Genomic DNA, 15728 nt, shown 5'->3' on the forward strand with positions numbered 1-15728 from the left:
CGGGAGGCCGGCGGACGCCCTCCGGGACCACTCGGAGAGGGTCGGGGGCGCGGCGCGCCGACGGAGGCCGGGTCTTCTCCCCGGGGCGGCGAGGGCCGCGCATCCGGTCGGGAGGGGGCGGCGGGCCGGTTCCGCACATGCGTCGGCCGGCCTCCGGAGCGAGGAGGGGGCCGCTCGCGCGTTCTGCGTGAACCCGGCGGGACAGGGCGCGCCCTCCGCGCGTCACCGCGCCCGCGGAGGGGCGGGCCGTTCCCGGGCACGGCCGTCACCACCGAGCCGCGCGCCCGCGGGGAGCCGCGGCTTCAGCGAATGCTCGACGCGGCCGGGGAGCACCGAGCCGTGCGCCCGCGGGGAGGCGCCGCCGGGGCGGCGGAGCTCTGGGGGGGGCACCGGCGCCGCCGACGCCCCCGGTGCGCGGTCGGCCGGGGAGCGGCCGGCCGACCGCGCTGGAAGGGCCCTCAGGCGAGGCTCGGCGCGGCCCGTCCGGCGTCCTCGGACGGGCGGAGGCGGCCGCGGGCCCGGCCCAGGTGCGCGGCCAGTTCCACGCGGAGCCGGGCGTGGTCCCCGGCGTGGCCGTGGGCGGCGACGTAGCCGTCCGGGCGGATCAGGTGGTACCCCGGGGCCGAGCACAGGCGGTGCTCCGAGGCCTGTGCGGCCGACAGCGTCACCGTCCGCACCTGCGGCCGGTCGGAGGCGAGCGCGGAGAACGGCTCCCCGGGCCGGGCCCGGGACCGGTCCGGGGTGACGGCGAGCGTCCAGCCGGGCAGCTCCGGCCCGTCGCCGGCCCGCCCGTGCCCCGTCTCCGTGTTCCGCGGCGCGGTGACCCCCAGGGACACCGCGAGGGAGCGGGGGAGGGCGTGCCCGGTGCGGACGGCGCCCGCCAGCCGCCCGGTGAGCCGGCACAGGGACGGCCAGGCGGGGTCCTGTGTGAGCCGTGCGGGTGTGTACCGGAACCGGTATCCGGCCATGACGGGCAGGTATCCGCGCTCCATGACCGGCTCCAGGAGCCGGAAGGCCGCGTCCCGGCCCGCGGTCTGCAGGGGGTGCTGGAGCATCCACCCGCGCGTCTGGATGTCGGTGTCCCGCACGACCTGGCGCGCCACGTCCTTGCGCTCCGGGCCGTAGGTGCCGAGCAGTTCCGGAGGGGCCTCGCCCCCGACCACCGCGGCCAGTTTCCAGGCGAGGTTCTGCGCGTCCTGCATCCCGGTGTTGAGCCCCTGGCCCCCGGCGGGGCTGTGCACGTGCGCGGCGTCCCCCGCGAGGAAGACCCGGCCCCGCTGGAAGTCGTCCGCGTGCCTGCGGTGCACGCGGAACACGGACTCCCACACGGGGTCGACCAGGCGCACGCCGCCCGGCCCCTGCTCGTCGGTGATCCGCTGGAGCAGGTCGACGCCGGCCTTCTCCCCGGGCGGGAGGCTCGCGAAGAACCGGAAGACGCCGTCGGGCAGGGCGACGATCACCAGGGCGCCCTGGGGCGACTGGTAGTAGAGCGCCTCGTCGGTCGGCAGCTCCCCCTCGATGCGGCAGTCCACGAGGGCGAACGCCGACTCGTAGGTGCTTCCGACGAAACCGGTGCCGATCTGGGCGCGCACCGCGCTGCCCGCGCCGTCCGCGCCGATGACGAAGGGCGCGTGGTAGCGCTCGACGGTCCCGTCGGAGTGTTCGAGGATCGCCGTCACCCCCTCGGTCGCGGTGATGTCGCCGGAGAAGTCCAGCCCGTCGAGGGCGAGCAGCCGCACCCCCCGTTCGATGCGTCCGCCCAGGGCGTGCAGCCGCTCGGTGAGCACGCGCTCGGTCTCGTTCTGGGGCAGGCACACGGGGGCCAGGTGCTCGGGGAAGGCGAACGAGGCCAGGGGCTCGCCGGAGGAGAAGTAGCGGAACCTCCGGATGTCGATGCCGGCGTGCCGGGTCGGCTCCAGGGCCCCCAGGTCGTCCAGCAGGTCGAGGGTGCGGGGCCAGAGCAGCAGAGCCTTGGGGAAGGGGGACGCGGTCTCGGCGCGGTCGATGAGCCGGACGCGTGTTCCTCGTCTCAGAAGCTCGCACGCGGCGGTCAGGCCGACGGGTCCGGCGCCGACGACGAGCACGTCGGCGGGCGGGGCGGCTGTGCGGGTGGAAGGTGTGTCGTCACTGGTCAACGGCATCTCGGGGAGCTCCGATCGATCCTGTTGCGGTGGTACGTCCCGGGTCCGCCCACCGCGTACCCGGCCAGGTCTATAAGATTGACGATGAGCATAAGATACCTTATGTTCATCCACGAATGGATAGTCATAAGAATCCGAATCATGAGGTGTGGGAATGGCGATAGACGCAACGGATCGGCCGGGCGCACAGCTCGCTCCCGCCCCGTTGACCAGAGGGCAGGCGGTGGCCACACTCGTCGCCGTCGCCCTGTCCAGCGTGATGCTGCCGCTCGCCGTCACCGCTCCGGCAGTGGCGCTCACCCAGCTCGCGGCCGACCTGAACGCCACGGTCGGCGAGGCCCAGTGGGTCCAGAACGCCTACAACGTGACCTTCGCGGCGTTCATGCTCGCCGCGGGCGGGCTCGCCGACCGGTTCGGCAGGCGCCGGGTCCTCGTCATCGGCCTCGTCGTCTTCACCGCCATGGCCACGGTGATCGGCCTCTCCTCCAACATCGTCGTCATCGACATCGCCAGGGCGGTCCAGGGCATCGGCGCCGCGGGCATCATGACCAGCGGGTCGGCGATCCTCGCCGACTCCTTCCGCGGCGTGGCCAGGGCCAGGGCCTTCGGCCTCCTGGGCACCTCGTTCGGCTTCGGCCTGGCCATGGGCCCGTTCGTCGCCGGACTGATGGTCAACTTCGCGGACTGGCGCATGGTGTTCCTGATGAACATCGCGTTCGCCGCAGTCGTCCTGCTCCTGGTGCGCTCGATCCGGGAGTCGAGCGACCCCAACTCCACCTCGGTGGACTGGGGCGGTGTCATGACCTTCAGCACCAGCCTGTTCCTGCTCTCCCTGGCCTTCGTCCAGGGGGCCGAGGCGGGCTGGCTCAGCCTGAGCGCGATCGGTTCCGCGGTCGGGTTCGTCGTCTTCCTCGCGGCCTTCGTCCTGGTGGAGTCGCGGGTCCGGCGCCCGATGTTCGACCTCTCGCTGTTCAAGCGGCCCACGTTCGTCGTGGTGGTCTGCCAGCCCTTCACCATCACCTTCGGCTTCGTGGTCCTGCTCGTCTACCTGCCGCCCTTCTTCCAGGGCGTGGGAGGGTTCGGCGCGGCCGAGGCCGGAGCCCTGCTCCTTCCCCTGACCCTGCCCGTGCTCGCCCTGCCGATGCTGGCCGGGCAGCTGGCCGCCAGGCTCCCCCTGCGGGTCATGCTCGCCACCAGTTCCCTGCTCATCGCGGGCGGGTCCCTGTGGCTGATGACCCTCCAGCCGGGTCAGCACTGGACGGCGCTGGCCGCGCCCCTGGCGCTGTTCGGCACGGGCGTGGGAAGCGCCTTCGGCGTCATGGACAACGCCGCGCTCAGCTCCGTGGAGGTCGAGCGGGCCGGAATGGCCTCGGGCATCTTCAACACCATGCGCATCACCGGGGAGAGCGTGGCGATCGCCGGCGCCGGATCGGTGCTGGCGACCCTCTCGCTGAGCACGCTCGACCTCTCCTTCGCCAGTCCCGAGCAGGAGCGGACCCTGGCGGGTGAGGCCACCCAGGGCCGGCTCGAGACGGCACTGGGCCAGTTCGCCGCCGGAGACCGCCAGACCGCTCTGGACGCGGTGTCGACCAGCCTCACCTCGGCGATGCACACCACGTTCCTCGGACTGGCGCTCCTCGCCCTGGCCGGCGCGGTGGTCACCTTCCTCGTCGTCAAGGAACGCGAACTCCGCTAGCCGACCCCGGACCGCCCCCTCCGGGAGGTCCCCGCCGGACCCCGCCACCAGACCCCCGCCGGACCCCACCACCGGACCCCGCCCCGTCCGCCGACGCTCCCCGGGAGGCACTCCCCGCTCCGCGGCCTCCCCGCCAGATCAGGTCCCCGAGCCCGAGGAATGCGAGACAGACCATGCAGATGCCCGTGCGCCACCTCCTCAACGGCGACACCGACACCGCGACAGCCCACCCGGACGGTCCGAACCTGGACTACGAGCGGACCCTCGACCGCACCGTCGTCCACCGGGAGTCGCTGGCGGAGGTCTTCGTCACCGACACCCAGCCCCTGGGCGGCGACGCCCACGCGGCCGCCGCCCAGCTCCCCCGGTCGCACGCCTACTACGGCGACCACCTTCTCCGCCCCCGCCTCCACGACCCGGTGCTGCTGCTCGAGGCGTGCCGGCAGGTGGGCCTGGCCATCGCCCACACCCACTACGGGGTCCCCTTCGACCACAAGTTCGTGCTCACCACCCTGGGCATCAACATCACGCGCCCCGAGCGGATGGCGGTGGGGACCGCCCCGTGCGCCCTCCGGATGCTCTGCTCGGTCGAGGACAAGAGGGTCAAGGAAGGCCGCGTCGTCGGCTACGACGCCAGGTTCCGCCTGTTCGTCGACGGCACCGAGGTCGGCAACGCCGTCGTCGGCCTGCGCTTCAAGTCCCCGGCGAGCTACGGGGCGCTGCGCCTGAGCAACCGCTCGGGAGCCCCGGTCCCCTCCACGGAGACCTTCGACTTCGCCGTCACCGGGGAGGTCCCCGCCCCCTACCTCGTCGGCCGGTCCAACGGCGACAACGTGGTCCTGACCGGGCTCGCGGGGGACGGGGACGCGGTGTCGGCCTCCCTGCGCGTGCTCCCGCAGCACCCGAGCCTGTTCGACCACGCCCAGGACCACCTGCCCGGCATGGTCCTGATCGAGGCCGGGCGCCAGCTGGCCCTGAACACGCTCATGGAGGTCCAGGGGACCTCGCCCGCCAAGGCCTACCCGGCCGAGATCACCGCCACCTTCACCAGCTTCGGCGAACTGGAGCCCCGGACCGAGGTGCGGGCCCGCACCGCTCCGGCGACCGCGGAGGAGGGCGAAGGGGTCTACTACACGCAGGGCGGGATCGTGGAGTTCATCGCGCCCACCGGCGGCCCGGAGCAGTCCCCGGCCTCCGTCGAGGTGGACGTGCTCCAGCGGGGCGCGTCGATCTGCCGGATCGACGTCGGCCTGGTCCGCCTCCCCGCATGACGCGGACCCCACGGACCCCCTACAGGCAGGAGACCCCATGACCACCCCGAGCGAAGAATCCGGCCCCCGGGGACGCGGCATCGCGTTCTTCGACGTGGACGAGACGCTCATCGGACCGAAGAGCATGTTCTCGTTCCTGGAGTTCCACTTCGGGCACGGCTCCAGGGAACCGGGCTCCTACGAGCGCGCCGTCGCCCACCTGCGGGCGGCGGCGGCCCGGGGAGTGCCCCGCCAGGACGTGAACCGCCTCTACTACCGCCTCATGGCGGGGGAGTCCGTCGAGGGGCTGAGAGCCGCCGGACGGAAGTGGTTCTCCGAGGCCGCGAGGGCGCCGGGCTTCTGGCACACCCCGGTGCTGGAGCGGCTGCGCCGCCACAGGGCCGGGGGCGACCTGGTCGTCCTGCTGTCGGGCTCCTTCTTCGCCTGCCTGGACCCGATCGCCGAGGCGGCCGGAGCCCATTGGGCGCTGGGCACGAGGCCCGTCGTGCGCGACGGGCTCCTGACGGGCGAGGTCCTCGTCCCGATGATCGGAGCGACGAAGGGCGTCGCGGCCAGGGCCGCCGCAGCGGTGAGGGACGTCCCCCTGTCCGACTGCACCGCCTACGGGGACCACTCCAGCGACCTGGCGCTGCTCTCGTCCGTCGGCAGCCCGGTGGTCGTCGGCGAGGACTCCGTGCTCGCGGCGCACGCCGAGGCCCACGGGTGGGAGCGCGTCACCGCCGGCTCCGGACACCCGGTCCCCGCCTCCGGGGGAGAGGAGCCCCGGCCTTCCCGCCGGTGAACGCGCGAAGCCCGCGGACCGCGCCCGGCGCGCGCAGTCCGCGGCAGGGGCCGGCGCCCCCTCCGGGGCCCGCGGCCCCGGGCGACTCCGGAAAGCGCCTCCGCCCGGAGCGGCGGCGGCCCCGAACCCCTCCCGCAGTCCAGCAAGAAGGAGACAGCACGATGACCATCGCCATCCTCGGCACGGGCTCGTACCTGCCGGCCGAAGTGGTCGGCAACGACCCGATCGCTCAGACCGCCGGTGTCACCGACGAGTGGATCCGCCGCAAGACCGGGATCCGTGAGCGCAGGCGCGCGGCACCGGACCAGGCCACCTCCGACCTCGCGGCCGAGGCCGGCCGCCGGGCCCTGGCCCAGGCGGGCGTCCCCGCAGACCGCCTGGCCTACGTCATCGTCGCCACGTCCACCCCGGACCACCCCCAGCCCGCCACGGCGAGCATCACCCAGCACCTGCTGGGCGCCTCCTCCGCGGCGGCGTTCGACGTCAACGCCGTGTGCAGCGGGTTCGTCTACGCGCTCTCCGTGGCCGAGCACCTGCTGCGACCCCACGGAGAGGCCTACGCGCTGGTCATCGGCGCCGACATCTACTCCCGCATCCTCGACTACGGCGACCGCAAGACGGCGGTCCTGTTCGGCGACGGCGCGGGGGCGGTCCTCCTGGGGCCCGCCCGGGACCGCGGCGGGGTCGTCGGGACCCAGCTGCTCACGGACGGGGACCACCACCACCTGATCAAGGTCCCGGCCGGCGGGTCGCGGCTGCCCGCGTCCCCGGCGACCCTGGAGCAGGGCGAGCACTTCTTCACGATGGAGGGGCGCGGCGTGCGGGAGTACGTCACCCGGCGCCTGCCCGAGGCGATCCACCGGATGCTCGACGGGATGGGCGTGGGACGGGAGGAGATCCGCCACTTCGTGCCCCACCAGGCCAACGGCGCGATGCTCGCCGACGTCTGGCCTTCCCTGGGCCTGGACCGCGCCCGCCTCCACCTCACGGTGGAGACCCAGGGCAACACCGGGTCGGGGTCGGTGCCCGTCGCCCTCGACACCGTGCACCGGGCGGGCCTGCTCGAACGGGACGACCTCGTCCTGCTCGCGGGGTTCGGCGGCGGCATGAGCGTGGGGCTGGCACTCGTGAGGTGGAGCCCCGTGGCCGCGCAGGCGTCCTCCGTCCTGGCTCCGGCCCGTTCCGGAGGGGCGGTCCCGGTGCACGTCCCGGCGTGACGCCGTCGCCCCCGGGGGCGGAGACGGAGTCGTGCGACCCGCCGGTGGAGACCGGCCGGCCTTCCGCGCCCGACGGGTGCGGGAGGCCGCCGTCGTGGGCGGCCGAACCCGGGGGTCGGCCTGCGGGAACCGCGGTGGTACCGCGTCACCGCGTCGCTTCGCGCGCGGGGCCGGCGGACGCGCCCGGCACCGTCTCCGGCGGCGCGCTGTCAGGGGCGGGGGTTCCGGGACGCGGACCCCCGCCGCGTCGGCCCGCCGGGAGCTCCCGGGGAGCGGGCGGCGGACCGCTCCGACCCGGGGCCGGCGGCTCCCGCACGCCCGGCCCGCGCCGGAGGGGATGCCCAGGGGGCGCCGGCGGGGACCGGCCTCACTCCTCGCCCAGGTCCGCCAGTTCGGTACGGCTCTCGGCCGAGACCTCCGCGCACCGGCTGAGGAAGCGTACGAACTCGCCCTCCTCCTCGCGGCTGAAGGCCTCGCTCAGACGCATCTCCACCCGGATCGCGACCTCGTCCGCCTTGGCGAGCAGCTCCCGCCCGCTGGGCGAGAGCCGTGTCTCCAGGATGTGGGAGTGCAGCGGATGGGGCTTGCGCTCGATGAGTTCGCGCCTGCTCAGGGTCGCGAGCACGGAGGACATCGTCTGGGGGGTCACCAGGCACCGGCGGGCCAGGATCGCGCCTGAGGCCCCCGGCTCCTCGGAGAGTACGAGGAGCACCGTGTACTGGGGGACCGAGAGGTTGAACTGCCGCAGAACGGCGTGCTTCGCAGAGATCAGCTCCTGCTCGGCGCGCTTCAGGTGATGACCGATCCGCTGGTCCATGGGAAGCTGGGTCATCTGGGAATCGTATCTCAGGGCGCTCGTCCCTCCGTGCTCGTCGGCCGTTCGTCAGGTCGGCGTCGGGGCGGCGCCGGGAGCGGCTCAGGGCCGCCCCCGGCTGGGGGAGGATCAGTACCGCGCGCCCGCGGTGGCGTCGGCGATGGTGTCGAGTTCGGCGATGTCCTCCGGGGAGAGCACCAGGTCCGCGCCGCCGACGTTCTCGTCCAGGCGTTCGCGCCTCTTGGTCCCCGGGATGGGGACGACGGGCAGTCCCCAGCGCCCGGCCTGGGCGTGGACCCAGGCCAGGGCCACCTGTCCCGGGGTCGCTCCGTGCGCGTCGGCCACGCGCCGCACGATGGCGAGCAGCTCCTGGTTGCGCACGGCGTTCTCGCCGGAGAAGCGCGGCTTGCCGCGGCGGAAGTCGTCGGCGGGCAGCTCGTCCACCGGGGGCAGCGCCCCGGTGAGGAAGCCCCTGCCCAGGGGGGAGTAGGGGACGAAGCCCACGCCGAGCCGCGCGCACTCGCCGATCACGGACTCCTCCACGTCGCGGCTCCAGAGCGACCACTCCGTCTGCACCGCGGCGATCGGGTGCACGGCGTGGGCGGCGCGCAGCTCGTCGGCGCTCACCTCGGACAGCCCGAGGTGGCGCACCTTGCCCTGGGCGACCAGCTCGGCCATGGCTCCGACCGTCTCCTCGACGGGGACGGAGGCGTCGCGCCGGTGCATGTAGTAGAGGTCGATCGTCTCGATGCCGAGGCGGGAGAGGCTGGCGTCGCACGCCGCGCGGACGTATTCCGGGTCCCCGCGGTGGCTGCGCGCGCCGGTGGCCCTGTCGCGGACGATCCCGAACTTGGTGGCGAGGACGACCTCCTCCCGCCGTTCCCGGACGACCTTGCCCACCAGCTCCTCGTTGGCACCGTGTCCGTACATGTCCGCGGTGTCCAGGAAGTTGAGGCCCAGGTCGAGGGCGTGGTGCAGGGTGGCGAGGGAGTCGGCCTCGTCCCCCGGTCCGTAGAACTCGCTCATCCCCATGCAGCCCAGTCCCTGGGCGGAGACGGTGGGTCCCTCGGTGGTCAGCGGAACAGTCCGCATGCGCACTCCTGTGGTCGGTGCTCGTGCTCGACGCGACTCAGGGACGGTGCCACTCGGGGATACGACCGGGGTGCCGCGGACGGCGCGTGCGACCTGTCCCCCTGAATCTATGTCGAGAAGGTATCATAAGAACCCTGATCGTGAATCGATATCGATGGGGTCTGGAGGCGTCCCCCTTCGCGCACCAGGAAGTCGGGGGCCGTGCCGTCCGGACGTTCCCGCAGCATGTGCCGGGAGACGATGACCTCGAAGGACTCGGGCGCCTCCTCCGTGGCCTCGGAGAGGCCCAGGGACTCGGACAGCACGTGCTGCCGGATCCACTCGCCGGTGTAGAGGTCGGGCTGGGTCTCCGGGCGGAGCCTGACGCGCAGGTGGAGCCGCTCGTCCTCGGTGTGGGGGTCGACGAGGACGACCTGGGCCGCCTCGACCGAGTCGAGCCGCAGGGCCAGCGGCACGAGGTCGAGGGGGGAGACCACGCGGCTGAGCGGTCCCATCGGAGCGTCTATACGGCTGTGGGTGCGCACCGCGGGACCGGGCAGTCCGCAGGCGCAGGCCGCCCACTCGGCCTCCACGCCGGTCTCGTAGCGCAGCAGCGGGACGACCGCCTTCTCGTGGACGACGGTCACCAGCATCCGCCCGTCCACGATCTCCGTGAACTGGTGGGGAAGCGGGTGGAGGGTGTCGTTGGCGCAGTCCGGGCCGCTGTGCCCGATGATCCAGGTCTCCGATGAGCCGAAGAGCGACCACGTGCGCAAGTGGGGGAAGTACGTCCGGATCAGCGAGCGGGTGGCCGCGTCCATGGCCGGTCCGCTCCACAGCACCTTGTGCAGGAAACCCAGGTCACGCCCGGACGCGGCGCAGTAGCGCAGCAGACTCCGGAAGGTGTCGAGCGTGGTGCCCAGGGCGTTGACCCCGTGGCGCTCGAACAGTTCGAGGTAGGCGTCGATCATCTGGTCGGTCGGCGCGTCCATGGAGAGGGTGGGCACCTCGGCCCTGGCGGCGAGTCCGTTGTGCAGGTCCTGGCAGGCCCGCATGTGGAAGGGGGTGCCGAGGGTGGTGAACAGGTCGCCCGGCTCGAAAGGGCGCACGTGCGGCGCGATCTCGTCCAGGTACAGGTCCGCCGGCACCGCTCCCATGCGCATGGTCGACCGCGTGCCGCCCATGACGTGCAGGGAGGCTCGGGTGAGGGCGGACGGGTCGGTGCGCACCAGGGTGTCGATCGCCCTGCCCAGTTCGTCCCTGCCCAGGGTGGGGAGGTCGAACAGGTCCGGCGCGGAGCCCCCCGCGGTGTGGCCGAGGTACTTCTCCCGCAGCACCGGGATCCTGGACAGCTTGTCCAGCGCCCGCGCCGGGGACGGCGCCTCACCGTGAGACGTCCGTGAACCGAAATTCGTCGTCATTGTCGCACTCGCGTTCCTGGTGTATTCGGGTGCGGTCGAACATGTGCGTCCGTGCGGCGGCGGTGCCGTTGAAGAACCCGAAGAAGTGAGAAGTGTTCTGGATTTGTCGTCCAGTCGCCGGCGGTGCGGGGCACGGCTACCTTCGCAGGGCATCCAGTCAGGAGAATGCGACGATATCCCGGGGACTGCCGGAGACCCCTGTGACCGGGCGGACACCATTGGTCATCGTGCGTCGTCGGGGCCGTTTCCGGAGTCGGACGATTACTTTCCCGTACAAGGTGACCTTCGTCACTCGCCCCCCTCGTGGGGGTCACCCTCGGTGACCGGGGCGGGGGCCCGGGCCCGGGCCCCCGCCCCGGACACGCCGAGGTGGCGGACCGGACCGGGCGCGCGCGGCCCGCACGGCCGACTGCGGCCTGTGGACGGCCCGCCGGAGGGCGGGCCCGCGCTATACGCTGGAGGGGTTCACCCCGGACGGCGCCCCACGCTCCCTTCGACGCGGCAGGGCGGAGCGCTCCCCGGGCTGGTCTCCCAACCAAGAGAGAGCACCATGAGTGACATCGAGCGCGAGGTCCACGCGGTAGCCGAGCGGGCCGGGGACGCGGCGGCCGAGCTCGCCCCGCTCAGCCGCGCGGTCAAGGACGCCGCTCTGGTGGCGATCGCCGACGCGCTGGTCAAACGGGCCGGCGAGATCACGGCGGCCAACGCCGAGGACGTCGAGCGGGCGCGCCGGGACGGCACCTCCCCCGCCATGGTCGACCGGCTCACCCTCACACCGGAGCGGATCGAGGCGATCGCCGACGCCGTCCGCGAGATCGTCGAGCTCCCCGACCCGGTGGGCGAGTCCGTGCGGGGCGGGGTGCTGCCCAACGGCCTCGACCTGCGCCAGATCAGGGTTCCGCTCGGTGTCATCGGCATCATCTACGAGGGCCGCCCCAACGTCACCGTGGACGCCGCGGCCCTGTGCCTCAAGAGCGGCAACGCCGCGCTGCTGAGGGGCTCGTCCTCCGCCTACGCCTCCAACACCGCCATCGTCGGCGTCCTGCGTGACGCCCTGGCGGGGACCGGGGTCCCGCAGGACGCCGTCCAGATGGTGCCCGGCCGCACCCGCGAGTCCTCCACCGCGCTCATGCGGGCGCGCGGGCTGGTGGACGTGCTCATCCCGCGCGGCGGCGGCTCCCTGATCCGGGCCGTGGTCCGCGACTCCACCGTTCCCGTGATCGAGACCGGCGAGGGACTGTGCCACGTCTACGTGGACGCCGACGCCGACCTCGCCAAGGCGGTGGCCATCGCCACCAACGCCAAGGCGCAGCGCTGCTCGGTGTGCAACTCCGCCGAGACCCTCCTGGTGCACGAGGCCGTGGCCGACGCCTTCCTGCCCCGGGTGCTGGACGCCCTGGGCGGGGCCGGGGTCACCGTGCACGGCGACCGGCGGGTGCTGGAGGCCGCGGCTGCCCACGGCGCCGGCGCGGACGTGGTCGAGGCCACGGAGGAGGACTGGGCCACCGAGTACCTGTCCATGGACCTCGCCGTGCGCGTCGTGCCCACCATCGACGAGGCGATCGCGCACATCCGCCGGTACTCCACCCGGCACACCGAGGCGATCGTCACCGACTCGCTGAAGGCCTCCCGGTACTTCGTGTCCCGGGTCGACTCCGCCGCGGTCATGGTCAACGCCTCCACGCGGTTCACCGACGGGGGGGAGTTCGGCTTCGGCGCCGAGATCGGCATCTCCACGCAGAAGCTGCACGCCAGAGGGCCCATGGGCCTGACCGAGATGACCTCCACCAAGTACGTGGTCACCGGCGACGGCCACCTGAAGTAGCCGGGGGACTCCGAAGGGCCGCCCGGCGACCGGGCGGCCCTTCCGTGTTCGCTCGGAAACCATGCGTGACCGCATATGGTCCGGGACCCATTGGCATCTGGAATGTTTTCCCGCTGGAAACCTGGACAGAAGCGAATCTTCTCAAAGGAAGTATTCCCAAAGCGACGGCAGGTCGGTAATTTCACAGTGGTGTCTCACGGCGCTCTCCCCGCTCTCCTCACGGAGCGCCGCCCCCACGGTCACGACGAAAGGAATCCCCCGCATGAAGCTCCGGAGCAAGGTCGCGGTCCTCGCCACGACAGCCCTGGCCGTCGGCGGCGTCACCCTGATGGCCTCACCGGCCCAGGCTGACCTGGTCACCCTCTGCTCGGGTCACGGCGGTGCGGTCACCCTGCCGACGGACCTCGCGGTCCCGGCCGGCAAGAACTGCTTCCTGGACGGCACCGTCATCCAGGGCGACATCACCGTCCGGCAGGGCGCCAACCTCCACATCGTCGGCGGGGAGGTCGAAGGAGAGGTGATCGTCCAGAAGAACGCCTACTTCGACGCCTCCGACACCACCGTCGGCGACCGCGTGGTCAACCGCGGTTCCTTCGGCACCTACCTCGAGGAGAGCTCCACGGGCGCCGCCCTGCGCACCGTCCCGGTCGAGGGCGGCAACACCGACGGCTTCGCCTTCGTCGTCGACTCCTCCGTGAAGAGCGTCAACGCCGAGGTCGGGGCCGTCTACGTCTCCGGTTCCCGGATCGGCGGCGCGGTCACGGCCGACGGCGTCGAGTACGCCGACATCTACGACTCGGTGGTGCGCGGAGCGCTGACCGTCACCGGCCCGACCGCCGGCGGCATCCTCTGCGACAGCGAGGTCATCGGCGCGGCCACCTACACCGGCGGGACCGGCCCCGTCGCGGTCGGCGCCGGTGAGACCGGGGGCTTCTGCTCCTCGGTCAACTACATCGACGGCGACCTGAGCGTCACCGGTGTGGGCGGCGGCGTCTACGTCGACAACAACATCGTCGGCGGCGACCTGGTCACCTCCGACAACTCCCCGACCGCCCAGGTCGGCGACAACAACCGCGTCCGCGGCGGCATCGTCACGGAGGAGGTCGCCCTGCGCAGCCTCGCCGCAGCCGTGACCGAGGAGTTCGAGGCGCACGAGGAGAACCTGGTCGAGGAGGTCGAGACGGCCCGCGCCGAGACGATCGACGAGGCCATGGCGGCCGGACCCGCCTTCTAGAGCGGCATACGCCACGCAGGTACCGCGACGGCGCCGACGGCCCAGGGCCGTCGGCGCCGTCCCGTGCCCGGGCCGGGTCCCGCGCGGGGTTCGACCTGCCCGAACCGCTGTGCGATCCGGACGCCGGCGCCGCACGGCACCGCCGCCGGAGGCCCGGGGCCCGCAGCCGGTGGGTGCGGGCGGCGGCCCGGGCCCGGGCCGCACGCGCGGCGGCCCCGGGGCGCGGGTGCGCCGGGCGGGGCAGGACGCCCGTTTGCCGGCGTCCGGGAGCGACCACCCCGACAGCGAGGAGCAGCGCGTGCCCACCACCGTGTCCTACGGCGACCACCCCAGCCGGAGCGTCCACCGCTGGGAGCCGGAGGGCGCCGGCGGACCCGCGCCCGTCGCCGTCCTGCTGCACGGCGGCTGGTGGCGCGACAGGCACGACGCCGCCCTGATGGATCCGCCGGCCCGCGACCTCGCCTCCGCCGGGTGGGCGGTGTGGAACATCGAGTACCGGCGTACCGGGGACGACGGCGGCGGCTGGCCGCAGACCCTAGACGACGTCGGCGACGCCCTGGCGTACCTCGCCGACGCGGCCGCACGCGAGCCCGAGCGGTACGACCTCGGACGCGTGGTGTGCGTGGGGCACTCCGCCGGAGCACATCTCGCCCTGCTCAACGGCCTCGCGGAGGGTGGGACCCCGGTGACCTCGGTGGTCGCCCTGGCCCCCGTCACCGACCTGGAGCGGTCCGCCCTGGCGGGGCTCGGCGAGGGCGCCGTCGTCCCGTTCCTCGGGCCGGACCCCACCGCGGAGCTCTACCGGGTCAGCTCGCCGGTACGGCGCCCGCTGACCGGCCTGCCGCAGCTGGTGGTGCACGGGGACGCCGACCAGCGCGTCCCGGTCGAGCACAGCCGCGCCTACGCGGACGCGGTGCGCGCGGCGGGCGGCACCGTGGAGTACCACGAGGTCGCCGGGGCCGACCACTTCGCCGTCATCGACCCGCGGGGGCCCGCCTGGGAGGTGGTCCGCGCGTACCTGGCGCGGACGGGCTGATCCGGGCCGGCGGGCGGCCCGCCGCCCGCGGACGCGGGAGGGGGCGGCCCGGCACGGACCGCCCCCTCCCGTCCGTCGTCCCGCCTCCCCGCGCGGGTCCCGGGCGCGGGGCACAGGGTCAGGAGGACCCGTTCGCCCCGTTCGTCCCGCTCGTGCCCTGGTCGGACCGGGCGGAGCCGTTGCGCCACCGGTCGGCGACGTTGTCGAAGATCTTGCCGCCCGCGCTGGCCGCGCTTCCGGCCACGTCGCGCAGGGTGCCCAGGAGCGGGTCCCCCGAGCGCTCCCACGACTCCTTGTAGGACTTGGCGGCGCTGCGGGCCTCCGCGCCGACCCTCGCCTCGCGGTCGGAGGAGCGGCGGGGGTAGTCGCCGCCGATGATCCGCTGGTAGGAGCCCTCCTCGATCCACCGGTGCAGCTCGGCCAGGCGGACCACCGCGAACGGGTGGGTCTGTCCCATCAGGCTGATCAGCTTGAGGAAGCTGTCGCGGGCGTCGCCGCCGGACTCGTACTCGCGCGCCTGCTCCAGGAACGCGTCGGGGTTCATCTCGACCAGGGTCGAGCCGCCCGCGAGCTTCATCAGCGCGCGCTTGGCGGCCTCGGGGTTCTGGGAGGCCAGGACACCCGCGCGGTCGCAGGAGAGCTCGGACTTGCGGTACCACTCCTCCAGCGCGGCGACGATGGCCTGGAGGCCGATGTAGCCCAGGGGCACCCACGCCACGCGGGTCGCCAGCCTGATCAGGGCCAGCAGCATGGTGCGGTACACGGCGTGGCCGCTGAGGATGTGCCCGACCTCGTGGCCGATGACGAAGCGCTGCTCCTCGTCGTCCAGCAGGTCGAACAGGCCCGTGGTCATCACGATGAAGGGCCGCTGGCTGCCGATCGCCATGGCGTTGGGCTTGGGGTTCATCTGGATGTAGAGCTCGGGGACCTCGTCCATGTCCAGGACGTAGGCGGCGTCGCGGACGTAGTCGTGGACGTGGGGGAACTGGGTGGGGCCGACCCGGACGGCGCTGGACAGGAACATCAGTCTGAGGGCGCGTTCGTTGAACAGCCCCGACATGCGCTTGAACACCTCGTCGAACCCGCGCAGCGAGCGCAGCGCCACCAGGGCCCCACGGTCGGCGGGGTGCTCGTAGGCGCGGGGTGAGATCTCGGAGAGCCGGACGCGGACGCGGTCTGGTGTGTTGGCCATATCGGCATGCTATGCGGCCCGATGGCGCT

At 73.2% G+C, this 15728-nt stretch carries 12 protein-coding genes; 7 read left to right on the plus strand and 5 right to left on the minus strand.

What is annotated here, in order from left to right:
- Positions 1 to 458 precede the first annotated feature (458 nt).
- Positions 459 to 2141 carry an FAD-dependent monooxygenase gene (locus OUQ99_RS07005; RefSeq protein ID WP_267948616.1) on the minus strand — a complete coding sequence of 561 codons (1683 nt, stop codon included), beginning with the start codon at positions 2139 to 2141 and terminating at the stop codon, positions 459 to 461.
- A 223-nt stretch (positions 2142 to 2364) separates the two neighbouring features.
- Between OUQ99_RS07005 and OUQ99_RS07010 the strand changes: the two genes are divergently transcribed.
- From OUQ99_RS07010 to OUQ99_RS07025, 4 genes are all read left to right on the plus strand, one after another.
- Positions 2365 to 3837, plus strand: coding sequence for an MFS transporter (locus OUQ99_RS07010; RefSeq protein WP_267948617.1), 1473 nt, complete (start codon positions 2365 to 2367; stop codon positions 3835 to 3837).
- 173 nt (positions 3838 to 4010) lie between these two features.
- A complete protein-coding gene (locus OUQ99_RS07015) occupies positions 4011 to 5108 on the plus strand; it encodes a ScbA/BarX family gamma-butyrolactone biosynthesis protein (RefSeq protein ID WP_267948618.1) in 1098 nt (365 codons plus the stop codon).
- Positions 5109 to 5145: 37 nt separating this feature from the next.
- Positions 5146 to 5889, plus strand: coding sequence for an HAD family hydrolase (locus OUQ99_RS07020; protein ID WP_267948619.1), 744 nt, complete (start codon positions 5146 to 5148; stop codon positions 5887 to 5889).
- A gap of 161 nt (positions 5890 to 6050) precedes the next feature.
- Positions 6051 to 7106: a 3-oxoacyl-ACP synthase III family protein gene (locus tag OUQ99_RS07025; RefSeq protein WP_267948620.1), complete on the plus strand. Its 1056-nt coding sequence runs from the start codon at positions 6051 to 6053 to the stop codon at positions 7104 to 7106.
- Between the two features lie 367 nt (positions 7107 to 7473).
- On the opposite strand, the gene OUQ99_RS07030 is transcribed toward OUQ99_RS07025, so the two are convergent.
- From OUQ99_RS07030 to OUQ99_RS07040, 3 genes are all read right to left on the minus strand, one after another.
- The gene (locus tag OUQ99_RS07030) at positions 7474 to 7938 is read right to left on the minus strand and encodes a MarR family winged helix-turn-helix transcriptional regulator (protein ID WP_267948621.1); all 465 of its coding nucleotides are present in this window, start codon (positions 7936 to 7938) and stop codon (positions 7474 to 7476) included.
- A gap of 111 nt (positions 7939 to 8049) precedes the next feature.
- Complete coding sequence (locus OUQ99_RS07035; protein ID WP_267948622.1) at positions 8050 to 9012, minus strand: aldo/keto reductase; 963 nt, start codon at positions 9010 to 9012, stop codon at positions 8050 to 8052.
- Between the two features lie 107 nt (positions 9013 to 9119).
- Positions 9120 to 10412, minus strand: coding sequence for an AMP-dependent synthetase (locus OUQ99_RS07040; RefSeq protein WP_267948623.1), 1293 nt, complete (start codon positions 10410 to 10412; stop codon positions 9120 to 9122).
- A gap of 550 nt (positions 10413 to 10962) precedes the next feature.
- Between OUQ99_RS07040 and OUQ99_RS07045 the strand changes: the two genes are divergently transcribed.
- From OUQ99_RS07045 to OUQ99_RS07055, 3 genes are all read left to right on the plus strand, one after another.
- A complete protein-coding gene (locus OUQ99_RS07045) occupies positions 10963 to 12237 on the plus strand; it encodes a glutamate-5-semialdehyde dehydrogenase (RefSeq protein ID WP_267948624.1) in 1275 nt (424 codons plus the stop codon).
- Between the two features lie 262 nt (positions 12238 to 12499).
- The gene (locus OUQ99_RS07050) at positions 12500 to 13471 is read left to right on the plus strand and encodes a hypothetical protein (RefSeq protein ID WP_267948625.1); all 972 of its coding nucleotides are present in this window, start codon (positions 12500 to 12502) and stop codon (positions 13469 to 13471) included.
- A 298-nt stretch (positions 13472 to 13769) separates the two neighbouring features.
- Complete coding sequence (locus OUQ99_RS07055) at positions 13770 to 14507, plus strand: alpha/beta hydrolase family protein (protein ID WP_267948626.1); 738 nt, start codon at positions 13770 to 13772, stop codon at positions 14505 to 14507.
- Between the two features lie 118 nt (positions 14508 to 14625).
- Here the strand turns inward: OUQ99_RS07055 and OUQ99_RS07060 are convergent, their stop codons facing one another.
- Positions 14626 to 15699, minus strand: a complete 1074-nt coding sequence (locus OUQ99_RS07060; protein ID WP_267948627.1) for a M48 family metallopeptidase — start codon at positions 15697 to 15699, stop codon at positions 14626 to 14628.
- Between the last annotated feature and the right edge of the window lie 29 nt (positions 15700 to 15728).

It is taken from the genome of Streptomonospora nanhaiensis (assembly GCF_026642255.1).
Classification (GTDB): domain Bacteria; phylum Actinomycetota; class Actinomycetes; order Streptosporangiales; family Streptosporangiaceae; genus Nocardiopsis; species Nocardiopsis tropica.